Raw genomic sequence first — 21,175 nt, 5'->3', positions numbered from 1 at the left:
CAAGTTTTATCCAGTTTTGAGTTCGCTCCAGCTGTTTCGGGTTGCGCGGCAATTGGAAAATGCAAACGAAATGCTAATCAGTCATCAGGTGCATGTCATTGACATCTCGTTCCTTCCTCAGGGTCTTCATGCCGCGAGAGAAATTGTATCTTCACGTTTAATCCTTGTTCTGCCGGCCAATCATCCTACGTTTTGACTCCCACTCTGCTCAGGTTTTCTTGAGATCGCACGATTAATGGGGCGTTTTTTCTTTTATCGGCCCAAGGCAATCGACATTCTGCATCGCTAAGTTTATTGTGATGCAAAAGACACGTTTAGGGGGAGTGATGCGGTCAAAACATCGTCCGCATGATCATACATGAATCAGTTTTTTGCCGGTAGTCCCTCTTGACGGGAGCGAACGATATTTCTGCCGCGGTAGAGGTATGGCCATCTATCGACGATGCTCAGCCCGTCGAAGAAGGCGGTCCTAGTGCTCGTACTGGCTTCAATTATCAAGATGAAATAGCTGTCGGCTTTTTGATCGATATGCTCGCAAATCCTGCCCTCGTTAAGGTGCACCTTGAGACACACGACGATATAGTGCTCGTCTGGGAAGAAATCGACGCGCGCACAGCCGAATATATACAGGTCAAGGCAGGAGAAGAGGAGAAGTTCTGGTCGGTGGCCGACATCTGCCAACGCAAGAAGGCCAAAACTGGGACATCGATTTTCGAGAAATCGCTAGATAGAGATGGCTACCTTGAAAATTCCCTATTTCGGCTGGTTACGCTGCGACCAGTAGTGAGCGCATTGAAGCCACTGACCTTCCCTCGCTCCTCGCAGGGACGCCAAAGCGCTGATGCTGATATCGTTGCGCTCGCCGTGGAGATAGAAGGCCGGTGTCCCGGCTTCAGATCTCCGAAGGGTAGAGATGCCGCCTTCTGGCTCGCCAACTGCTTATGGGACCATAGAGACACTGAAAGGGCTGTCGAGAAGGACAACTTAGTCAGGCTTATGCGCCTAGCACATCAGGAGGGAACGTCCATCCTTTTTGAGCCGGCGGAGAACTTGCTCCTCGAGTTGCGAGCAAGAGCTAAGGCCGCCGGGGCAGCCAGATGGTTGCCGGATTCTTCAAGGAAGATCATTACCCGCGAAGAGTTGCGGACTTGGTGGCAAGAGCGGCTCCTTGATATTTCCCAAGGTGCAACTCGCTCGGGCGGCAAGCTGGCCTTGAAAATGGCCGAGGCCGGACTGCCGGACGAGATGACGGCTCTCGCCGCCGCGCTAAGGCGTGGCTATGCGTCTGAAGCCCGCGCACCACGCTACCTTGATGAAAGCGACGTCAACAACCTTCAAGGCAGAGTTCTGTCAGAGGTAGCGTCCCTTCGCGCACGATTTGTCGCCGGTGAATTAGACATCGATCCCGTACAGTTTCATTCGCTTTGCCTGAGCCGCATGGACACGCTCAACGCGGAGCGTGGTGCGATGGTAGAGGACCGGTCTGCATTCTTGAAGGGTTGCTTATATGATATCACGGATCGCTGCCTCCTAAGATTCAATAGGCCAGTGCTATGAGGTCTCTCAACCGCGTTGGGTTGCAGCCCGTCAGTCTGCCTTTGGCGGCGGACGACATAGTAGAATTTCACGCCGCCCGCCTTCTGCTGCTCATGGATATCTGCGGTGTCAAAGGTCGCATTAACGGATTGACGAAAATGGCAAAGCTGGATTTCTTTTCGCGATATCCTGATTTTTTCGAAATTGCGCGAGCCGCTGTTGCTCCTTCGCCGACAGCCCCCGCGGAAAAGCTATCTGAGGATACTGTGGAGTCGGCCATGGTCCGGCATCATTACGGCCCTTGGGACAAACGCTATTATCATGTGCTTGCCCATCTTGAGGCGCGCGGGCTCATTAGCGTTCGGAAGGAAGGAAAGAGCTATCAAATTGGCCTAACGGACTTCGGACGAGAGCGAGCAAAGTTATTAGCTGACCGACCATCTTTCGCTCCGCTCGTTGCCCGGATGAAAGATGTCAAGAAGGTTTTCGGCGGAAAGACAGGCACATTCCTCAAGACGCTGATCTACAGACTATTTGACGATGAGGTTGGACAGCGCACTATGGGGAAGAAAATCACCAAATGAAAATCCCGTTTCTAAGCATCGCACGCCTTCAACGAACATTTTCGACAGGTAATGTCGAGGAGCTTGTCTTTGCACCCGGCGTCAACCTGATGGTAGGGCCCCCCAATGCCGGGAAAACAAAGTGGCTTCAGACGCTGGATTTCCTGCTCGGGGATCCTGGTGAGAACCCTTTTGAAGGAGCCGAGGAGACCGGCCTCGCTGATAAATATGAAGCGGCAGCCGTTGATCTAATAATAGGTAGCGAAGCTTTCAGACTAGAGCGCAAGTGGCGGGAGCCGGGATCGAAAACCAAGATATTCGTCGGCGAGGAAGCTATGTCGCCAAAAGAATTTCAGCATTGGCTAATGCAAAGCCTACAAATACCCTTGCTCAATTTCCCCAAGGGCAATCCCATGTCGGGACAAACTTGGCCTGAGCTCAGCTTCCGGATGATGCTGCGACACATTTATCGCCAGCAGCGTTTTTGGGGAGATATCGCCGACAAGCAGCCTGAGGCGGAGCAGCATGCTTGTCTGCTGCAGTTCTTTGGCCTCGCCGAACGCATCTACACTGACGACTACGGAAATTTGATAGACCTGCGGATGAAGGCGGAACGTCTGAGATCGCGGCGGGAGCAGTTCAACCAAACACTCGACCAACTCGCCCGCGACATCATTAGCGAGCCCGAACTATCGGTGGCCGTAAACCGCGCGTCTGTTCGATCCGCGCAACTACGTCTTTCTGAGCAGGCGACGGAACTTCGGCAGCGCAGAGCCACGCTCCTCAGAGACGGAGGACGAAGGGCTATCACCGCTGATACGCAGGGTCATATTTCGCGTCTTGCAGAGCGCCGGGCCGAAGCGCTAGTCACGCTTGAGGAAAGCCGACGCCGACTTCGCTTAACGACTGAGCGGCAAACTGAGCTCAAACGGTATCGCACCGAGCTGTCAAACGAACTGGAACGGATCGCTCGCGCAGAAGACGCGGGCGCGGTACTGGCAGACCTACGGATCACACATTGCCCGGCATGCGACCAAGCCGTCTCCCAGAAAGCGAGTGCGGACCACTGCTTTCTCTGCCACCAAGTCATGCCCGACGAACCCACTATCGAAGAACTGGGCGCAGTTCGGCTTCGATTCGAGCGAGAGCGCCTCATGGCCGAACTCGTTGAGGCAGATGAGTTACTTAATGTGTTATCGAAAGAGTCGGCGAATGTGGGCGCGACGCTTAACGACGCCGAGGAAGAGTTTGGACTGATTGAGCGCGAGCTCGCCCCAGCTCGGGAAAGGATCTCTGCTTTCGTCCAGGAAGAAGTTAGCGGCATCGACGTAGCACTCGGACAGGCTAGCGAACGCGAACGTCAGCTGGGGCGGATAGCTGGCGCGCTCGAGCTGGAGGGAGATTTAACCGAGCAAATTAGCAGGTTGGAGAAACAAATAGAGCCGCTGCAAGAGAGCGTAAACGAACTTGTCAAATCGACAGATTTTGAGGCAAGCGCCAGCAAACTTGAGGACGGCATGAACGCCTACCTTAATGCGCTTAACGTATTGCGACCAAACGTTTGGCGGCACAGCGCAGTAACGGTAGACCTTACAAGATCGAGTTTCACGATAAGGGTGGGTAAGCGTCGGTGGCACGTTGCGCTCGGCGGCACCGACACTCTTTATTTCCTGATGGCCTATCACTACGGCTTACTTAGTCTGAGCGCCGACCCGCAGACACATTATCCCGGATTTCTGATTATAGACGTGCCGGGGGAATTCTCTGGTGAAGCTGTGGAAGATAAGGAAAACTTCATCGTCCAGCCCTTCGTCGACCTCCTGCAAACTGATGCATTCGCAGGTGCGCAACTTATAATGACGGGAGCTTCCTTCAGGGGTCTTGATGGTGCGCACTTCCAACGCCTCAACCAAGTCCACGTCGCATGACGTTCGAGGATACCCAGTTGTTGGTCTCGATGAGGCTTCAAATGCGATCTTAAAATCTGGGTGCATCAAGCTTTTTTCAAAAACTTTCGCATGCCCTTCCCATTTTCTTGCCAAGCAGCGCAATGTTGACAAAGGGCAGTGAGAAGGGCTCATGTCAGACGAGGTGGAACATCTTTCACGTGAGGAAGTCGCCCGGTTGCTGCATCGTCAGCGACAGGCCGATATCCTGCGCTTGGCGGCAATCGCCGAGACTTGGGTGCGTGGTGTGCCTCGCCGCGATGCGTCCGATCTATTGAATGAGGCGTTGGCGCGAGTCCTTTCTGGAGATCGGCCGTGGCCTGTTGACATTGGCCTCCATCCCTTCTTGTCACAGGTGATGCGTAGTATCGCTAGCCAATGGCGCCGCGAGGACATCCGCGAGCCGCTCATCGGCGATGGCGATGAGCCCAACGTTGAAACGGCGGGACACCTGGATTTTGATTTCAGTGATCTTGCTGTCCGCATGCGCGCGACACTTGTGGACGATCCGCCGGCACTCGGCATCTTCGATCATATCCTAACGCAAACCAGCCGGAAGCAAGCCTTCGACCAGCTTGGCCTTGACGCAACCGGCTACGACACGGCCCGCCGCCGCATGACCCGAACGCTTCGACGCCAATTCAAGACTGGATGGACACAATGACGACACCCTTTGAATCCGACCAGATCCTCGCACTGATTGCAGAAGGCATACTCGACGCCAGCGACGAAGAGATTGTTGAAACCGCGCAAGCCAATGGGGTCGATGTAGCTGCTCTCGAGAAGAAGGTGCGTGAGCTTATCGCCGCTCGCGTGTCAGGAATGGAGACTGTCCAACCGCTTCGGATCGGCGAGACCGTTGCTTTGCGCTCCGATGCCGCGCGGATTGGTGTCATTACAGGCATCACGCCGAGCAACCGCGAAACCCGCTTGAGCGTCTTCATCGACGGTCGCCTTGAAACACTCTACATCAGCCAGGTTGTCCGCGCCGATCTCACCCCGGGAGCGGTGCGCGCGACCTTGAGCGAGTTTAACGCCCGCTTGACCGCACTTCAGCTCGCCGAACCAAGCATCGCCAATCTCTATTCATTGCAGGCCGGGCGCATCGACTTCATACCCTATCAGTTTCGGCCAGTGCTCAAGTTTATCCGCGCCGACCGGCCGCGTTTGCTAGTAGCCGACGAGGTAGGTGTCGGGAAGACCATTGAAGCTGGCTTGCTGCTGAGGGAATTGCAGGCACGTCGTCCTTTGCGCTCCGTTCTGATCATTTGCTCGAAGGCTCTAGTCGCCGAGGAGAAATGGCACCGTGAAATGCGGCGCTTCGATGAGGAGTTTGTAACGCTCGGCAGTGATGAGTTGCGCTACTGCCTCGATCAGACCGATCTCGAGGGCGAATGGCCGGACCGCTATTCTCGAGCAATCTTGCCGTTCTCGCTTGTGAATGACAATCTTCTGCAGGGCTATCCTCAACGGGGTGCCGTTCGAGGGCCCGGTCTAAGCACTCTAGACACCCCGCCTCGGTTCGACCTTCTGATCGTGGATGAGGCGCACAACGCACGTAATAGCGATACCGGACTTCACCAAGGATTGAGGATTCTCGCCGACGAAGCAGAAGCTGTCGTACTCATAACCGCAACACCGGTGCAGCTCGGGACCGGTGACCTCTTTTCCCTTTTGAATCTACTTCGCCCCGACCTTGTCATCGACCGTCCTACATTCGAGCGGATGGCCGAACCAAACGAGACGATCAACGCAGCCATTGCCGCTATCCGAGGCGCAGCTCCTGGCTGGCAGAATGAGGTTATTGCGCATCTGGGTGAGGCTGCCGCCACCGATTGGGGCCGCGTGATGCTCGCGCCGTCTCCGGAATACCGTAACCTGGTGTCCGCCACACAAAATGCCGCGACAGATGATGATAGGGTTCGCCTCATCCGCCCAGCAGAAGGTCTCCACAGCTTCTCGACGATGATCAGCCGCACAAGGCGGCGCGATATCGGCAACTTCACCAGCCGCAAGGCGCGGACTGTCGAGGTTCCGTTCACCCCGGAGCAGCAGAGCGTTCACGACGACCTGTTGGCATTGCAGCGCTCCATCTATCTGCGCACCCACGGCACCGGGCCCCTCGGCTTCCTTATGACCACAATTCGGCGACAAGCGGCGAGTTCACTGCATGGGCTTGCACCCTTTCTGGAAGATATTTTGTCTCGCCGACTGAGCGACCTCGAACTCGCTGAGATCGATTGCGACACTTTAGATCATGGCGACAATGACATCGCGTCCGTTCGCTCCGAAATCGCTGCGCTGGTTGTACGAGCGAAGAACTTGTCGGATGATGACCCCAAGCTCGCCGCTTTCCTCGATATTGTTGTTCAGAAGGCCGGCATGCCGAATCGGCGCCTCCTGGCGTTCAGTTCATTTCGGCACACGCTGGCTTATCTTTACGAGGCGTTGCGCTCCCGAGGCGTGCGGACAGGGCTCATTCATGGCGGCATCCCGGATGACGAGCGCCGATCTTTGCGTAAGGCGTTCGCCCTTGCCCCCGGCAATCCAGATGCGATTGATGTTCTACTTTCATCCGAAGTCGGCTCCGAGGGCTTGGATTTCCAGTTCTGCGACGCGGTCGTAAATTTTGACATCCCTTGGAATCCTATGCGGATCGAGCAGCGGATCGGTCGAATTGATCGCTACGGGCAGAAGAGCCAAACGGTTGCGATCTACAACTTCGTCACGCCAGGTACGGTCGATTTCGATATCTTCCAACGCTGCCTATCGCGGATAGGCGTTTTCGAACGGGCTATCGGAGGTAGCGAGGCGATCCTTGGCGAGATCGCTGGTCGTTTACAAGCGGTGGCAGACGACTTCCGGCTGACCGACGAGGAGCGCCAGGCGCGGTTGCAGCAGCTTGCAGACAACGAGATCCGCCAGATTATTGAAACCGATGCACTTGAGGAGCGAGAAGCAGAGTTGTTTGGAGTGCGTATCGAGCGCACCCGTATGGACGATGAAATTGCTGAGGCATCAAGTCGCTGGCTCGAGCCGGCAGCGATCGAGCGCTTAGTCGGGCTTCATCTCGAGCGTGAACTTGATGTCGGTCGCAATCCCATCAGTGGACAGGGTCCAATCAAGAGCCTGCGGCTGTCGGCTGATGCCCGCCGTCGGCTTGTACCACCACGCGCCCGTGGCACGCGTCTTAGCCTTGCCGAACGCGAATGGGAAACATGGTTGCGAGGTGACCAACAGACGCTTTCTCTTACATTCGACCGTGAGGCCGCCAACGAAGACCGGTCGCTTTCCTTCATCACACCGGTTCACCCACTAACCCAAGCGGCAGCGCGGTCGTTCGCTAGTGACGAGGAGGTTCTCGTGACCTTGCGAATAACTGACTCCGCTTTGCCTGTAGGGGAACACCCATTCGCGATCTATCAGTGGCAAATGCGCGGTCTTCGGGAAGACGCGATGCTGGTCCCTGTGGTCGAGGATCCGCAGGTCGCGGCGGCATTTATGGACGTTTTCACAAGGGCTCACGATGCCCCGGACGTCGCGCCGCCAAGCAGTTCAGAAATCGAAGGTCTTGAAGGCTGGCACCACGAGATGTGGACACGGCGCCGGGCAGCCCACATTGCTGAAGCAAGTGAGATCGCGCGTTTCCGGCGAGATAGCTTGGAAGCAAGCCATCGAGCTCGAGTTGCAATTCTAGAAGAGCAACTTGCCGCCACTACGGAAGAGCGGATCCGACGTATGCGGACGGGGCAGTTGGCACGGGCGAATGCAGATTGCCGCGAGTCGCTCGATAGTCTCACTATAGCAGAACGGCGGGCGGATATATTGCCTCGTCGCGTCGCCTCGGGAATGTTGCGAGTGGAGCATTGATATGGCTGATACTTTCCAGGATTGGTTAGGAAACTTGCGAGCGAAACGGCAGCGTTGGGTCGACGCTAGCCATGAAAACGATTTCGATCGCGGCATTTGGAACGCGACCGTCGACAAGTACGCTGACCCCAGCCACTTCATCTTTGAACTCCTGCAAAACGCCGAGGATGCTGCGGCATCGTGGGTCCGTTTCGAGCTGCAGCCCGACCGTATCATCTTCGAGCATGATGGGCGGCCCTTCAACCGTGACGATATTGAGGGAATTACCGGCATCGGCAACACTACCAAGCTGGACGATGGTCACAAGATCGGCTGCTTCGGCATTGGCTTTAAATCCGTATACGTCGTCACCGAGCGCCCCGAGGTTCATTCGACAATCGAAGACACGCCACTCGCCTTCGCCATCGACCGGCTGGTGGTCCCTAGCCTCATCAACTCCGACCACCTCGAGCGCACTACGCAAATTGTACTGCCACTTCGACCAGACCGTGCAGGGCTGGCGCTCGACCGGGCGCGGGAGGGGCTAATCGCGTCGGGTGCTCGATCACTTCTGTTTCTTCGCCATGTGCAGAAGCTTGATTGGATTGACGGTGATCGACGTGGTTCCGCCGAAGTCGTTGATTCCGGCAACTCGATCCGTTCAATCAAAGCAACGATGCCGGATGGAAGCACGAACCTCGATCGTTATCTGGTGCTGGAGCGGGCAGTCGAGCAAGAGGCCAATCGCAAACAGCATGCGGTAAAGGCGGCATTAAAGCTGAACGGGGCCGGCGATCTTGTTGCGGAGGACGCACCAACCCGCCTGATGGTGTTCTTCGAAACGGAGGAACTTACTGGGCTACACTTTACGATCCATGGCCCTTTTCAGCTCACGGACAACCGCGGTAACATCAAGCGCGACGACCCCTGGAACACTCAGCTCGTAGCCGCTATCGCCAACATGGTTGCAGATGCACTTCCCGATTTGCGCGAGCGCGGGATGCTCAAGCGCGGCGTGCTAGATCTGCTGCCCAACGCAATGGACGAGTTGCCATCAACCTTCGCTCCAATACTTGAGACGATCACGAAGAAATTCGCCGAGGAGGATCTGATTCCGGTCCACGGCGGCGGCTTCACTAGAACGGCGGCCGCTATCCGTGGCCCGGCTGACCTTCGAGATCTTCTTGGTGAGGCAGGACTAGCCGAGTTCTCCAATCGGTCAGATCGACGGTGGATTGTCCCCGCCCTCCGGAACAGTCGGGCCGACCATTTTGTCAACACGCTGAAGATTGAGGAATTCGGCTCGGCGGACTTTTTCACTTCCTTCCGCCACGTCTTTGGGCTTCACAATTTATATAGCGAGAGTGACAAACTCTGGCGCACTCGTGGGCTAAAGTGGTTTGGCGAACGCACCGATGAGCAAGTTCAGTCATTCTACCTTGCTCTGGACGCGGCGCAAAAAGCACAACGGCCTCCGATATCGATCGCGGACATGCCATTTGTCCGCCTGGAAGATGGCCGTCGTCATTCGCCCCGATATGCTGTGTTCGCTCCTGCCGACAGCGACTTGGAGTCAGAGACTGACCAAGGTGAGTTGTACCTTGTCAAGAAAAGCCTGATCAGGCTCGGTCGCGGCAGAGGCAAAGACGTAGAGCAATTTCTTCGTCGCGTAGGTGTTCGTGACATCGATGAACGCGCCTTCTTAAGCGCAATCATCCGGACACGGTATAAGGGTGAAAGTCCTCGACCTAACCGCGAGCAGCATATTCAGCATATGCGTCGGTTTTTGCGGTGGTGGAAGGAACACAAGGATTTGGGCCTCTTTAATGGTCTTGCGTTTGTCCGAGCCGGAGCCGACGCAGCCTACAGCAATCCTGGCGAGGTTTATTTCGGATTGCCCTACCAGGATACGCTACTATCCAGAATATACGACGGGACGATCCCCGATCGCAGTCGAGTTGCGTTGTGGGAAGGATACAAATCTCTCCCCCGTGCTGATCTTGTAGCATTTCTTGAGGCATGCGGCGTTGAGCGGCAACTCAAGATCCTGTCGTCCACAATTCCCTACGGCCATCCGCACTGGAGCAGTCTACGCCATAACTGGGGCTCAGCACGGCACACTGGCACAGGCATCGACATCGACTACCGTATTGACCAACTGGCATCGTTGTTGGAGCGCCAAGACCCCCAGATTTCAAAGCTGGTTTGGGACGCAGCCCGTCAAGCCGGGGCGGTGGCTATGGTAGCCCAGTATTCGCCTAACCAACAGTATTCGGCCCACCGGGCCCCCTCATCAATCGGCCATCTTCTGCGCCAGACACCATGGATACCTGCAAAGGATGGATCTCTTCGCAAACCGAGCGAGATCACCGCTCCCGACCTAGCAAAAGGGTTCTCAATAGGAGGTAACGAGGATTGGCTCCGTGCAATTGGCTTCGGCGAACAGGAACGTATGCGCGGCGAGCAAGCCAGAGCGCGGCGCCAGGCCGGCGAACTGATAGGACTGACACCGGAACTAATCGATCGGTTGAATGGCCTCTCGCCGGAGGCTCTAGCAACATTGAGTGCGGACATGATGCGCACCATTGACAGCGGCGCATTAGAACCAGTTGAATTCCCCGTGCGCGAGACCGGAAATGCCGCGCGACGAACAGAACGGCTTGCCGCGCGCGCCAAAGCAGCGCCCACCAAGACATATGAAGTTCGCGCGCGATCGGTGCGAACAAGCAACGCCGAGAGCCACAAGGTCGCTCGCACATACCTGGAAGATCAATACACTAATCCCTTGGGGGAAATGGTCTGTCAGGGATGTCACGACAAAATGCCGTTTAACCGGCCAGATGGCTCTCCATATTTTGAGGCTGTCGAATGCCTCGATTCCCTACCCCAAGAACAACCCGAGAACCATCTGGCGCTATGTCCGACCTGCTCAGCGAAATGGCGGCATGCAAATCCGATCACCGACGCTGAATTGCGCGAGAAGATCGCTGCCGCCGAAGCGCCCGAGGTATCAGTAGAACTTGCGGGCGCATTCGTGCGGCTCCGTTTCACGCAGGTTCATCTGGACGATATTCGGACAATAGGAGGCATCCCGTAAACAAAGAAAGGACATCAGGCGTTAGCCCTATTGTTGCTGGACTAAACGCACTTTCGAGCTTTCATCACTCTTCGATCGCACCGGAACTCCTGGAGAACGAGAGCCACTCGACGATCATCGTCGAAAGCCGAGCGAGGCTCTGCAAACGGGAATTCGACGGGTTTGCCTCAGCGAGAGCCGCAACGAGATGCGAAAACGGCCACTGTCATCAGTCATCGTGATCAGCGCTGAGACGATTGCGCTATTCGGACGTCGTTCAAAGCGGTCCGGCGAAAGTTCGCTCGGCCACCACGAGATGCCTGACGTAGCTTGTTGTGTTCCGTCTATGCTCGGGCGTCTCTTTCACCACGGCTGAACGGCTATATCCCTGCGCATCATTCTATGGATTGAAGTTGCCACGTTCTCGGCAACGCCTGCTTTATCGGCATATTCTATCCAGTTTTCGACATGGGTACGCATGTCTCGAACGATTTTCTCGGCCTTTTTCGGCTTCATCCCACAAAAAACGCCAAACTGAATAAGATCAGACAGGTCGAAACCATCACGTTTGCCATTGAGGCTCATCTGGTGCTGGTGTGTCCAACTACCGTTCGGATTATAGGCGTAGCTCACGTCAAATGCGGGCGACAATCGCCATTCGCCTTTCCTGTTCATCAAAAATGCGATGTTCTTGACGTGATCGTCCTGGTTTCTGATCAGGATATTGAACACAGCCCGGCGGAACTGCTGTTCAATGTCGTAAGCGGGAAGATCGAGCAATCGGATCGTTTCAACAGCCTGTTCGTAGGAGTAAGCGCCGGCCGCGTTGAAGTCGTAATGGCGAAGCGCCGCAAGCGATTGCATGTGCAGCTTCTGACCGCTGGCGCTGCGATCGAAGCGCCGTGTCATGAAATGCGAACGACCGCCCTCCCTGTGAATACGGCATTCACTCATGTCGATGCCTGCGGCGACCGCAAGGAGATAGAAGCCGTATTCGATCAGCCCGAACCCTTGCGGGTCTGCCAATTCCTTGTCCTTGTTGTTCGAGATACCGTCGAACTTTATGAGCCAGTAGCTGAAACCCTCACCGGCCTTGACCTGACCTGAACGGAACTCTCCGGTCTTCTCGTTCCAGGCCAGGATCGCCTTCGCGCGAGCGCCACCTGCGGATGTTCCAACCCGCAGGATTTCTTCAAGCATTTCCCGATCATCGTCACCCTGCAAAACGCCTGTCAGCTTCTCACGGTTATTCAGGACATCGTTGGCGAGTTGCGTCAGAGCGTCAATCTCAAGGATACGGGATTTTCTGGTAGCCTTGAGGATGGTCGGGTGAAACTCCAGCGCGCCCATGCCGCGCGTTCCAATGTAGCAAAGGCGTTCGACCGGATTGAAACTCCCGGCCGATCTTCCCTGCGCCGCAAGCCATGTGTCGATCAGGGCATTACCGAACTTGTCAGGCAAGGAGTCGGCGAGAAGGCCCGGAAGACCTTTGAAGGCATCCCGCGGCAAGGCCGGGAACTCATAGGGATTCGGCCCAAGCCGCATCATGATCGGCGCCAGTTGAATGTCGCTGGGAACAAACTCAGGCATATACTGGAATACGCCGACGCCACGCTCTTCGATCCAGCTCACAGCGCCAATGTCTTTGCCCCAAAGGCGAACGGTTGCGTCCGTCATTCTTCATCGTCTCCCCACGCCCACTCGGTTGCTTTCTGGACGGCGTTGCGCTCGCGAGCGCGTTGGCGCTCATGTCCCTCATGCCTGATGCGCTCAACCGGCCTGACATCGGGATCTGGCAAGGCTGCCGCCAGCCGATCACCGAGGTTGAGCGCCGCCAGCACACGTATCAGCGTGTCGAGAGATACATTCTCGCCGGCCTCAAGCCGCTTGATGCTGCGGACTGATGCGCCGGTCTCGCGTGCAAGGCTCGCCTGAGTGAGGTTCCGGCTGAGGCGAATACGGGCAATTCGCGTACCCAGGTCGCGCAACTCTCGCTCTACCGTTGTGAAGCCCACCGCCGAAATTGGAGCCATATCTCGCACCTTATCTAGAAAAATCCAGTTAGAGTGCATTATATGGCCTGCAATCACATTCTTCAATGGAAATCACACTAAGGGTCACATTCGACCTATTAAATTAAAATTTTCACATAACGGGCAATATGTGACCCTATATTTAAGTAGACAATCCTTCAGGTAGCTCGCCGCGCCTTTGCAAACCCACGATCTGTGGCAATGAACCGCTCAAGCATCGGGACGATCAGTCGGACGGGATCGGCGGTGGGCTGGCCACTTTCGCGGGCCAGCACCTCAGCATAGGCGATCAGATCACGGTGGAGCGCGCCCGGCAGTTCCACCGTCACTTTGACGGCTTTGTCCTCAACAAGCGGTCCGAGTTTCAGCTTCGTCATGGTCAATTCCTGTAAGGTTCGAGTACGAGATCTCGGGTGACGATGACCCTGACCGGATAGCCAGGCCTGATGGTCAGCGTTGGGGCAACCTGCAACTGGCGCTGGACGATCTGCTGTCCGGCCTGATTGATGGTGTCCTGCGCCCCATCGCGGATGGCGCGGATCAGGCGGTCTTCGTCGTCGGTCGCCAGTTCTGTCCCGATGCCAAGCAGCGTGGACAGGCCGGCAGCCTTCATCAGACCCCACCAGTGGTAATCGACGCCATCTTCCAGACCGGCATATCCGGAAGCGTCAGCGCCGGGCTGGCGCTCCAGCACGATGGAGCGGCCATTGGGTAGGATCAGGCGGTTCCAGACCAGCAGCACACGGCGTTGGCCGAACTGCACACCGGCATCATACTGTCCGATGATGCGCGTTCCCTGCGGGATCAGGAGCAGCGCGCCGGTCGGGCTGTCATAGACATTTTCCGTGACCTGCGCGGCGATCTGGCCGGGCAGATCCGAACGGATGCCGGTAATCATTGCAGCCGGGATTACAGCCCCTGCCTGAAGGATGTATGGCGAGGCTGGCGCCATGATCCGATCCATGGCGACGGCCTGACGGTCCACCGGACCATTGAGAAATGCCGTGTGTCGGTCCTGCGTGGCGGGTTGACCGCCAAGGTCAAGGCCAGCCAGGCCCGGCATACTGGAACCGGGTGTAGTCGCTGATCGCTGCCCCGACTGGAAAAACACCGTGCTGAGACGTGCAGCTTCTTCCTCCGCGAGACGTCGCTCCTCGGCAGGATCACGAGTTGGCGTCACCATTACGCGCGGCGTAACGGGTTGCCCCCTGTTCTGCGCATCGAGGATCGGGCCGCCGAGGTCGCCCGGCAAAGCTGGTCCCAGGACGGGGCCGGTATAATCTTTCGGCAGACCGGCCAGCCCGTCCGCTGTGGCGCGGTTCTCGGTGGAATAGAGTTCCTCGCCATTTCCACTCATATCGCGGGTCTGGAGCGCATAGATCAATGCGCCGCCAATACCGAGGAGCGCGACGGCGCCCACACCGGCCAGCATCTTGCGCGACAGCCGGGTGACGCGCGGCGGCTCGGCGCGCAGGCGCATAGGAGGCGCGTTGGTGGTCGTCTCGTCGCTCATTACGGATTCTCCCCGGTCTTTGCGGGCTGGGCCGCCTGCCTTTGTTCGACGCGGACGATCCTGACGGTCTGCTGGCGATCGCCGCTGCCAAGGCGCAGCTCGGCAGCCCCGAACAAACGATCCACGATCAGGATGTTCTGGTGGATGCGGCTGTTGACGATCTGCGTTTCGCCCTCGGAGCCTATGACGAAGATCGGCGGCATCTCGCCCTGCACGATGCCGCGCGGGAAGACGACATAGACACGGCGGCCATCGTCGAAGACGGAGATGGGGCGCCACGGTGGCGTGTCTCCAGTCAGTCCGTAGCGATAGTTGCGGGCCGTCTCGACAGGGATGATGGGGGCTGCCGGCACGGTCACGCGCTGACCGGCAGGTAACGCGGGATAGGCCCAGGCCACAGCGGGCATATAGAGCGCCACGCGGGCGCGAAGCTCAATGAGATAAACGCGGCGATCCGTGCTGATGACAAGATTGGTAGAAATATCCTCGCGGGTCGGTTTGACGAGGATATGGACGCGGCGGCTTGTACCCGATCCACTTTCGGTATCGCCAATGATCCATCGGGCGGTATCGCCTGCCGCGATCGGTCCCGCGCCAGTCAGGCTTTCGCCGGGTTCCAGCGCGATTGTCGTGATCTGCCCCGGTGCGGCATAGACCTGAAACAGCGCCCCTTCCGACCAGGGGTAGATCTGGACGGCGTTGTAATAGCCTTCCCGGCGCGGTTCGACACGGGCGGCAGCATTGGCATTCTCGACGCGGCCACTCGGCGTCGTGGCAACGGTCCCGCCGCGCGCCACAGTCCATGCCGGGGGTGTGTGCAAAGGCCGGGGCCGGTCATCGGTAACGGCTGCCGGCACCACGGGCAACGCGGGTACATCGGCATCATAGCTGAACTGCGGGGTGCGGTTGGTTGCGCAACCGGCCAGCATGGTGGCTGACAGCAACAAAGCCGCCAAAGCGGGTTTACGGAAAACCGGCAAGCCGGAATTACGAACCATTGTGCGGGTCATTGGCTCATCTCCCGCGACCATGAAATTGCATTGACGTAGATACCGAGCGGATTGGCGCGCAGGCGCTCAGCATCGCGCGGCGTCTGGATTACGATGGTCAGGATCGCCGTCCAGCGTTCGGTCGTGGAGAGCTGGCCATTTTCGTAATGGCGCTCGGTCCAGGCGACACGGAAGCTGTCATTCGAGGCTCGGATCACCGACGACACCTCGACCGCAATCTGCTGCCGTCCGACCCTGGTGAACGGGTCATTGGCACGGGCATAATCATTGAGGGTCGCAGCACCCCGATCCGTAGTGAACTCATAGGCGCGCAGCCAGTTCTGGCGCACGATGATGGCGTCGGACGCGATCGAGCGCGTCTGCTCGATGAAGCGGCCGAGATGGAATGCTATCTGCGGATCGGTCGGGCGATAGTCAGCCACGGCAGGCGCGACGGCTTGTGACTGGCCGAGATTATCGACCTGTACCACCCAAGGAACGACCGTCCCCCGCGCCGATTGCCAGATCAGGGCAGAGGCGAAACCGGCCGAGAGGATCAGCGAGCCGAAGGCCATGATGCGCCAGTTCTTTGCCTGCACGCGAGCCGAGCCGATACGCTCGTCCCAAGCTTGGGCAGCTTTCTGATAGGGCGTCTCGGGTTCGGGCGATTTGCCGTAATGGGCCGATGGACGTTTGAAGATGTTCATGAGCGGTCACTTTCAGAAAGATTGATGGAGGAGCCGCCGCCATGGCTGTCGCCGGAGCGCACGGCATGGGCGGCCATCGACGTGCCGTGGCTGAGTGTCTGTTTGCGCTGCATCTGCTTTGCCCATGCCGGAAAACCGCCAACCTGAGTTGCGGGTGATGGGGTAGCGTTCGCGGCCTCGCTCGCGCCTCCGACTGTTCCAGCCGTCGAAGACCCGCCGCTGACGCCGAAACCGGCACGCGCTCCATCGGAAAAGCTGGACTGGACGCTTTCCGATGCCTTCGAGGCGGCACGTTTCAGGGGCGATGCGGCGGCGGAGCCTGCGGCACGGGCAACACCGCCCAGACCGGAGGCAACGCCGGCAGCACCAGACTGGCCAAGCGAACCGACACTGTAGGCGGCGCTCGCCGCCCCTGCGGCGGCAGCACCACCCCGGACGGCAGCCGCTCCACCAGAGAGCGCAGCGGCTCCTCCCTTCGCGGCCATGCCAGCGGCGGCCCCCCCGGCAAGCACCATGCCGCCCGCAGCAAGGCCGGTTCCGACGGCAGCACCGGCGCCAAGCTGCGGGCCGCCGGAAACCAGACCGGAAGCGATGCCGGGACCAAATATGCCGAGGCCGAGAAGGGAAAGTGCGGCCAGCACGATCGCCATGGCATCATCGATGGTCGGCGTCACGCCGCCGAAGCCTGCCGTGAACTGTGAAAACAGGGTCGATCCGATGCCGATGATGACGGCCAGGACCAGCACCTTGATGCCGGAGGAAACGACATTGCCGAGAACGCGCTCGGCCATGAAGGCGGTCTTGCCGAACAGGCCGAAGGGGATCAGCACGAACCCGGCCAGCGTGGTCAGCTTGAACTCAATCAACGTGACGAAGAGCTGCACGGCCAGAATGAAGAAGGCGAGCAGCACCAGCGCCCAGGCAAACATCAGGCAGGCGATCTGGATGAAGTTCTCGAAGAACGACCAGTAGCCCATCATGTCGGAGATGGATTCGAGCAGCGGTCGACCGGCATCAAGGCCGGTCTGCGCCACCTTGCCGGGACGAAGCAGATCGGCAGAAGAAAAGCTGGTGCCTGACCCTTTCAGGCCCAGACCGGCGAAGCTGTCGAAGATGATCTGCGCGAGATTGTTCCAGTTGCCGATCAGATAGGCGAAGACGCCGACGAACAGCGTCTTCTTGACCAGCCGGGCGATGATGTCTTCGTCCGCGCCCCAACTCCAGAACAGCGCCGACAGCGTCACGTCGATGACGATCAGCGTGGTGGCGATAAAGGCGACTTCCCCGCCAAGCAGACCGAAGCCACTGTCGATATAGCTGGTGAATACGCCCAGAAAATTGTCGATGACGCCGGTGCCGCCCATGTTTCACTCTCCCCCGTTCTGATGCGGGGAAGCGGGCACCGGCGTCCGGCCGAGAAAGCGGTCGCGGTTCTCGGCCCAGGTGGCGAGGCAGCCGGGATCACTCACGGCGGCTTCGCCTAACTGCTGGCAACGGCGCAGGCTCTGGCGCAGCGGATCGGCAGAGGGCTGAAGCGATGGCGCCGTGCGGTTCTGCGCCGGTTCATTCTCGCGGGTCATTTCGATCACCGTGGCGGTGATGGCGATAGCCACGAATATGATCGCGCCCAGTCGTGCCAGCATCTTGCCGTCCATGTCGCGCCCCTCCTGTCCGGTCAGTTGTTGCCGTTGCCAAACATCCGGGCATTGCCGGGCTGGTAGCCCGATCCCGGCGTCAGAAAACGTTCACGCTGGACACGGCCCTGTTCGGCGGCTGTTGCTCGTTCGGCCTCGATCAGCGCCTCGGACCGGCCATTGGCCGACATCAGCGCGATAAGATCGGAAAGCTGCTGCGACTGGAGGGCGAGAAGCTGATTGCCCGCCTGCGTTGCCTGCAAAGCGCCGGTGGCGTTCTGGCTCTGGCCGACCAAAGCGGACATCTCGGCGCGGTTGGTGTCGATATTGCCTACAACGCCAGCCTGCACGCGCATGGCATCCTGCAAACCGCCAACTGTGTTCTGCCAGCGCGAACGCGCATCTTCGACAAGCTGGGTGTCGGTGGCAGAGAGCGAGACATTGCCGTATTTTTGGCTGAACATCCGATCGACGTTCTGGACGTCGAAGGCGATGTTTTGGGCCTGGCTCAGGAGCTGCTGTGTGCGCTGCACATTTTTCTGCAAGGTCTGGAGCGAGGAATATGGCAGGCTGGCGAGGTTCTTCGCCTGATTGATGAGCATCTGCGCTTCGTTCTGAAGCGAAGTGATCTGGTGGTTGATCTGCTCCAGCGTGCGCGCGGCGGTGAGAAGGTTCTGCGCATAGTTGGTCGGATCATAGACGATGCGGCCAAAGCCAAAGGCGTGAGCCGGACTTGTCAGGATTGGTGATAGTGCGACCGACATAGCGAGGGTCAACGCCAGCATGGATGCACTGGCAAAACGCGAAATGAGTATACGGATCATGGCAAGGTCTCCTCTTCCTGGATGTCATCGGGTTGGATTGGATCTGGCCTGACCGGCTGAGCGGGCTCGGGCCGTTCGGCAAGATTGGTGAGATCGGGGATCAGCTCGGCCGCCCATTCGACGCCGCGCTCGCGCAGCCAGGCGGCGAGGAAGCCTTCCTGCCCATGCTCGGCGACGAGAGCGGCAATGCGGGTTTGATCGGTTTTGGATGATGCGGCGCAGAGCGCGAGGCCGACTTCGGACAGGCCCAGCTCGAACAGGCGATTGCCGCGGCGCGACTGGCAGTAATAGTCGCGCTTGGGCGTTGCCCGTGCGAGGATCTCGATCTGCCGGTCATTGAGGCCGAACCGCCGATAGATCGCAGTGATCTGCGGCTCGATCGCGCGTTCATTCGGCAGCAGCAGCCGTGTCGGGCAGCTTTCGATGATGGCAGGCGCGATGTTGCTGCCGTCGATGTCCGAGAGCGACTGCGTGGCGAAGATAACGCTGGCGTTTTTCTTGCGGAGCGTCTTCAGCCATTCGCGCAGCTGGTTGGCGAACCCTTCGTCATCCAGCGCCAGCCAACCTTCGTCGATGATGAGCAAAGTCGGCCGCCCGTCGAGCCGGTCGCCGATGCGATGGAACAGGTAGGCGAGCACGGCCGGGGCCGCGCCAGTTCCGACCAGTCCCTCGATCTCGAACGCCTGCACACCCGCTGAGCCGAGTTGTTCGGTCTCCGCATCGAGCAACCGGCCATAGGCACCACCGATGCAATAGGGTCGCAGCGCCTGCTTGAGATCATTGGATTGCAAGAGCACCGCGAGACCGGTGATGGTGCGCTCGCTGACGGGTGCAGATGCCAGCGAGGTCAGCGCCGTCCAGATATGCTCCTTCACCTCAGGCGTGATGGTCATGCCTTCTCGCATCAGGATTGCAGCGATCCAGTCACCGGCCCATGACCGCTCATAGGCATCATCGATCCGCGCGAGCGGTTGCAGGGAAACGGAAACCTCCGATCCCTCGGTCAACCCGCCGCCGAGGTCATGCCAGTCGCCGCCCATGGCCAGCGCGGATGCCCGGATCGATCCCCCGAAATCGAAGGCGAAGATCTGGCTGCGTTCATAGCGGCGGAATTGCAGGGCCATCAGCGCCAGCAGCACGGATTTGCCCGCGCCGGTCGGGCCGACGACGAGGGTGTGGCCCACGTCGCCGACATGAAGGGAAAGCCGGAACGGCGTCGAACCTTCGGTCTTGCCATACAGCAAGGGGGGCGCTCCGAGGTGTTCGTTCCGTTCCGGCCCCGCCCACACGGCCGATAGCGGGATCATGTGGGCAAGGTTGAGCGTCGAGATCGGCGGCTGACGGACATTGGCGTAGGCATGTCCGGGGATCGAGCCGAGCCAGGCATCGACGGCATTGACGGTTTCGGGCATGGCCGTGAAGTCACGGCCTTGAATGATCTTCTCGACCAGACGTAGCTTCTCGTCGGCGATCCGCGGATCAATGTCCCAGACGGTGACGGTTGCTGTGACATAGGCCATGCCAGCGACGTCAGCGCCCAGCTCCTGCAAGGCCATGTCGGCATCGAGCGCCTTGTTAGACGCATCGGTGTCCACCAGCGCCGATTGTTCGTTGGTCATCACCTCCTTGAGGATCGCGGCGATGCTCTTACGCTTGGCAAACCACTGGCGGCGGATTTTGGTCAGCAGCTTCGTTGCATCCGTCTTGTCCATCAGGATGGCGCGGGTGGACCAGCGATATGGGAACGCGAGCCGGTTCATTTCGTCGAGCAGGCCGGGTGTGGTCGCTGTCGGGAAGCCGATGATGGTCAGGACGCGCAGATGCTGATCGCCAAGGCGCGGCTCCAGTCCGCCGGTCAGGGGCTGGTCGGGCAACAGCGCATCAAGGTGCATCGACACTTCGGGCACGCGCACGCGATGCCGGTTGGTCGAGATGGTCGAATGCAAATAGGTGAGCGTGCCGCTATCATTGAGCCAGCCGCATTCCGGCATAAACCCGTCGAGCAAGGCCAGCACGCGGTCGGTGCGGTCGATGAAGCCGCGCAACAATTCATGCGGATTGACGCCAGATTGCTCGCGGCCTTCATAGAGCCATGTTTCGGCACGAGCCGCGTCCTCGGCAGGTGGCAGCCAGAGGAAGGTCAGGAAATAGCCTGAAACGAAATGGGTGCCAGCTTCCTCGAAGCCAGCCTTGCGTTCGGCATCGACCAAAGCGGAGGCCGCATCTGGAAAACGGCTGTCTGGATAGGTCGCGGCCTCGGAGCGCTGCGCCTCGACGAAAATCGACCAGCCCGAACCCAGACGGCGGACGGCGTTGTTGATGCGACCGGCGACGGCGACCAGTTCTGCGGCGACAGCAGAATCCAGATCCGGCCCGCGAAACTTCGCCGTCCTCTGAAAACTGCCATCCTTGTTCAGCACAATGCTTGGTGCGACCAGAGCTGCCCACGGCAGATAGTCGGAAAGCCGGGCGGAGGTGCGGCGATATTCGCTGAGGTTCATCATA

Annotated in this window: 16 protein-coding genes; 6 read left to right on the top strand and 10 right to left on the bottom strand. The window is 58.7% G+C overall.

What is annotated here, in order from left to right:
• Positions 1-387: 387 nt before the first annotated feature.
• The 6 genes from J2858_RS13240 to J2858_RS13215 all read left to right on the top strand — a co-directional run bounded on the left by J2858_RS13240 (position 388) and on the right by J2858_RS13215 (position 10,991).
• The gene (locus tag J2858_RS13240; protein WP_210105287.1) at positions 388-1,557 is read left to right on the top strand and encodes a dsDNA nuclease domain-containing protein; all 1,170 of its coding nucleotides are present in this window, start codon (positions 388-390) and stop codon (positions 1,555-1,557) included.
• Between the two features lie 137 nt (positions 1,558-1,694).
• Complete coding sequence (locus J2858_RS13235) at positions 1,695-2,120, top strand: hypothetical protein (RefSeq protein WP_162698030.1); 426 nt, start codon at positions 1,695-1,697, stop codon at positions 2,118-2,120.
• Positions 2,117-4,027 carry a hypothetical protein gene (locus J2858_RS13230; RefSeq protein ID WP_210105286.1) on the top strand — a complete coding sequence of 637 codons (1,911 nt, stop codon included), beginning with the start codon at positions 2,117-2,119 and terminating at the stop codon, positions 4,025-4,027. Before J2858_RS13235 ends, J2858_RS13230 begins: the two co-directional genes overlap by 4 nt.
• A 151-nt stretch (positions 4,028-4,178) precedes the next feature.
• On the top strand, positions 4,179-4,709 hold the full coding sequence (locus J2858_RS13225; protein WP_112524441.1) for a hypothetical protein: 531 nt from the start codon (positions 4,179-4,181) through the stop codon (positions 4,707-4,709).
• The gene (locus tag J2858_RS13220) at positions 4,706-7,915 is read left to right on the top strand and encodes a DEAD/DEAH box helicase (protein WP_162698029.1); all 3,210 of its coding nucleotides are present in this window, start codon (positions 4,706-4,708) and stop codon (positions 7,913-7,915) included. Before J2858_RS13225 ends, J2858_RS13220 begins: the two co-directional genes overlap by 4 nt.
• Position 7,916: 1 nt before the next feature.
• The gene (locus tag J2858_RS13215; RefSeq protein ID WP_210105285.1) at positions 7,917-10,991 is read left to right on the top strand and encodes a sacsin N-terminal ATP-binding-like domain-containing protein; all 3,075 of its coding nucleotides are present in this window, start codon (positions 7,917-7,919) and stop codon (positions 10,989-10,991) included.
• A gap of 342 nt (positions 10,992-11,333) precedes the next feature.
• On the opposite strand, the gene J2858_RS13210 is transcribed toward J2858_RS13215, so the two are convergent.
• The 10 genes from J2858_RS13210 to trbE form a co-directional block, all read right to left on the bottom strand.
• Positions 11,334-12,647 (bottom strand): type II toxin-antitoxin system HipA family toxin, encoded by a 1,314-nt coding sequence (locus tag J2858_RS13210; RefSeq protein ID WP_210105284.1) that lies wholly within the window; start codon positions 12,645-12,647, stop codon positions 11,334-11,336.
• Positions 12,644-13,003, bottom strand: coding sequence for a helix-turn-helix domain-containing protein (locus tag J2858_RS13205; RefSeq protein WP_112524484.1), 360 nt, complete (start codon positions 13,001-13,003; stop codon positions 12,644-12,646). The genes J2858_RS13210 and J2858_RS13205 overlap by 4 nt, the downstream gene beginning before the upstream one ends.
• Positions 13,004-13,161: 158 nt before the next feature.
• A complete protein-coding gene (locus J2858_RS13200; RefSeq protein WP_112524430.1) occupies positions 13,162-13,380 on the bottom strand; it encodes a DUF2274 domain-containing protein in 219 nt (72 codons plus the stop codon).
• Between the two features lie 2 nt (positions 13,381-13,382).
• Positions 13,383-14,516, bottom strand: a complete 1,134-nt coding sequence (locus J2858_RS13195) for a TrbI/VirB10 family protein (RefSeq protein WP_210105283.1) — start codon at positions 14,514-14,516, stop codon at positions 13,383-13,385.
• A complete protein-coding gene (gene trbG / locus J2858_RS13190) occupies positions 14,516-15,526 on the bottom strand; it encodes a P-type conjugative transfer protein TrbG (RefSeq protein ID WP_210105282.1) in 1,011 nt (336 codons plus the stop codon). Before trbG ends, J2858_RS13195 begins: the two co-directional genes overlap by 1 nt.
• Positions 15,523-16,212 carry a conjugal transfer protein TrbF gene (gene trbF, locus J2858_RS13185; RefSeq protein WP_112524420.1) on the bottom strand — a complete coding sequence of 230 codons (690 nt, stop codon included), beginning with the start codon at positions 16,210-16,212 and terminating at the stop codon, positions 15,523-15,525. Before trbF ends, trbG begins: the two co-directional genes overlap by 4 nt.
• Complete coding sequence (gene trbL / locus J2858_RS13180; protein WP_210105281.1) at positions 16,209-17,576, bottom strand: P-type conjugative transfer protein TrbL; 1,368 nt, start codon at positions 17,574-17,576, stop codon at positions 16,209-16,211. The genes trbF and trbL overlap by 4 nt, the downstream gene beginning before the upstream one ends.
• A gap of 3 nt (positions 17,577-17,579) precedes the next feature.
• Complete coding sequence (gene trbK-alt / locus J2858_RS13175; RefSeq protein ID WP_112524414.1) at positions 17,580-17,867, bottom strand: putative entry exclusion protein TrbK-alt; 288 nt, start codon at positions 17,865-17,867, stop codon at positions 17,580-17,582.
• A 20-nt stretch (positions 17,868-17,887) separates the two neighbouring features.
• Positions 17,888-18,670: a P-type conjugative transfer protein TrbJ gene (gene trbJ, locus J2858_RS13170; protein ID WP_113436933.1), complete on the bottom strand. Its 783-nt coding sequence runs from the start codon at positions 18,668-18,670 to the stop codon at positions 17,888-17,890.
• Entirely contained in the window at positions 18,667-21,174 is a 2,508-nt protein-coding gene (gene trbE, locus J2858_RS13165; protein WP_210105280.1) for a conjugal transfer protein TrbE, read from the bottom strand. Before trbE ends, trbJ begins: the two co-directional genes overlap by 4 nt.
• Position 21,175: the final 1 nt, after the last annotated feature.

The organism is Neorhizobium galegae (genome assembly GCF_017877135.1).
GTDB lineage: Bacteria > Pseudomonadota > Alphaproteobacteria > Rhizobiales > Rhizobiaceae > Neorhizobium > Neorhizobium galegae_A.
Note: the sequence above shows the minus strand (reverse complement) of the source record. Positions and strands in the feature narration are given on the sequence as shown.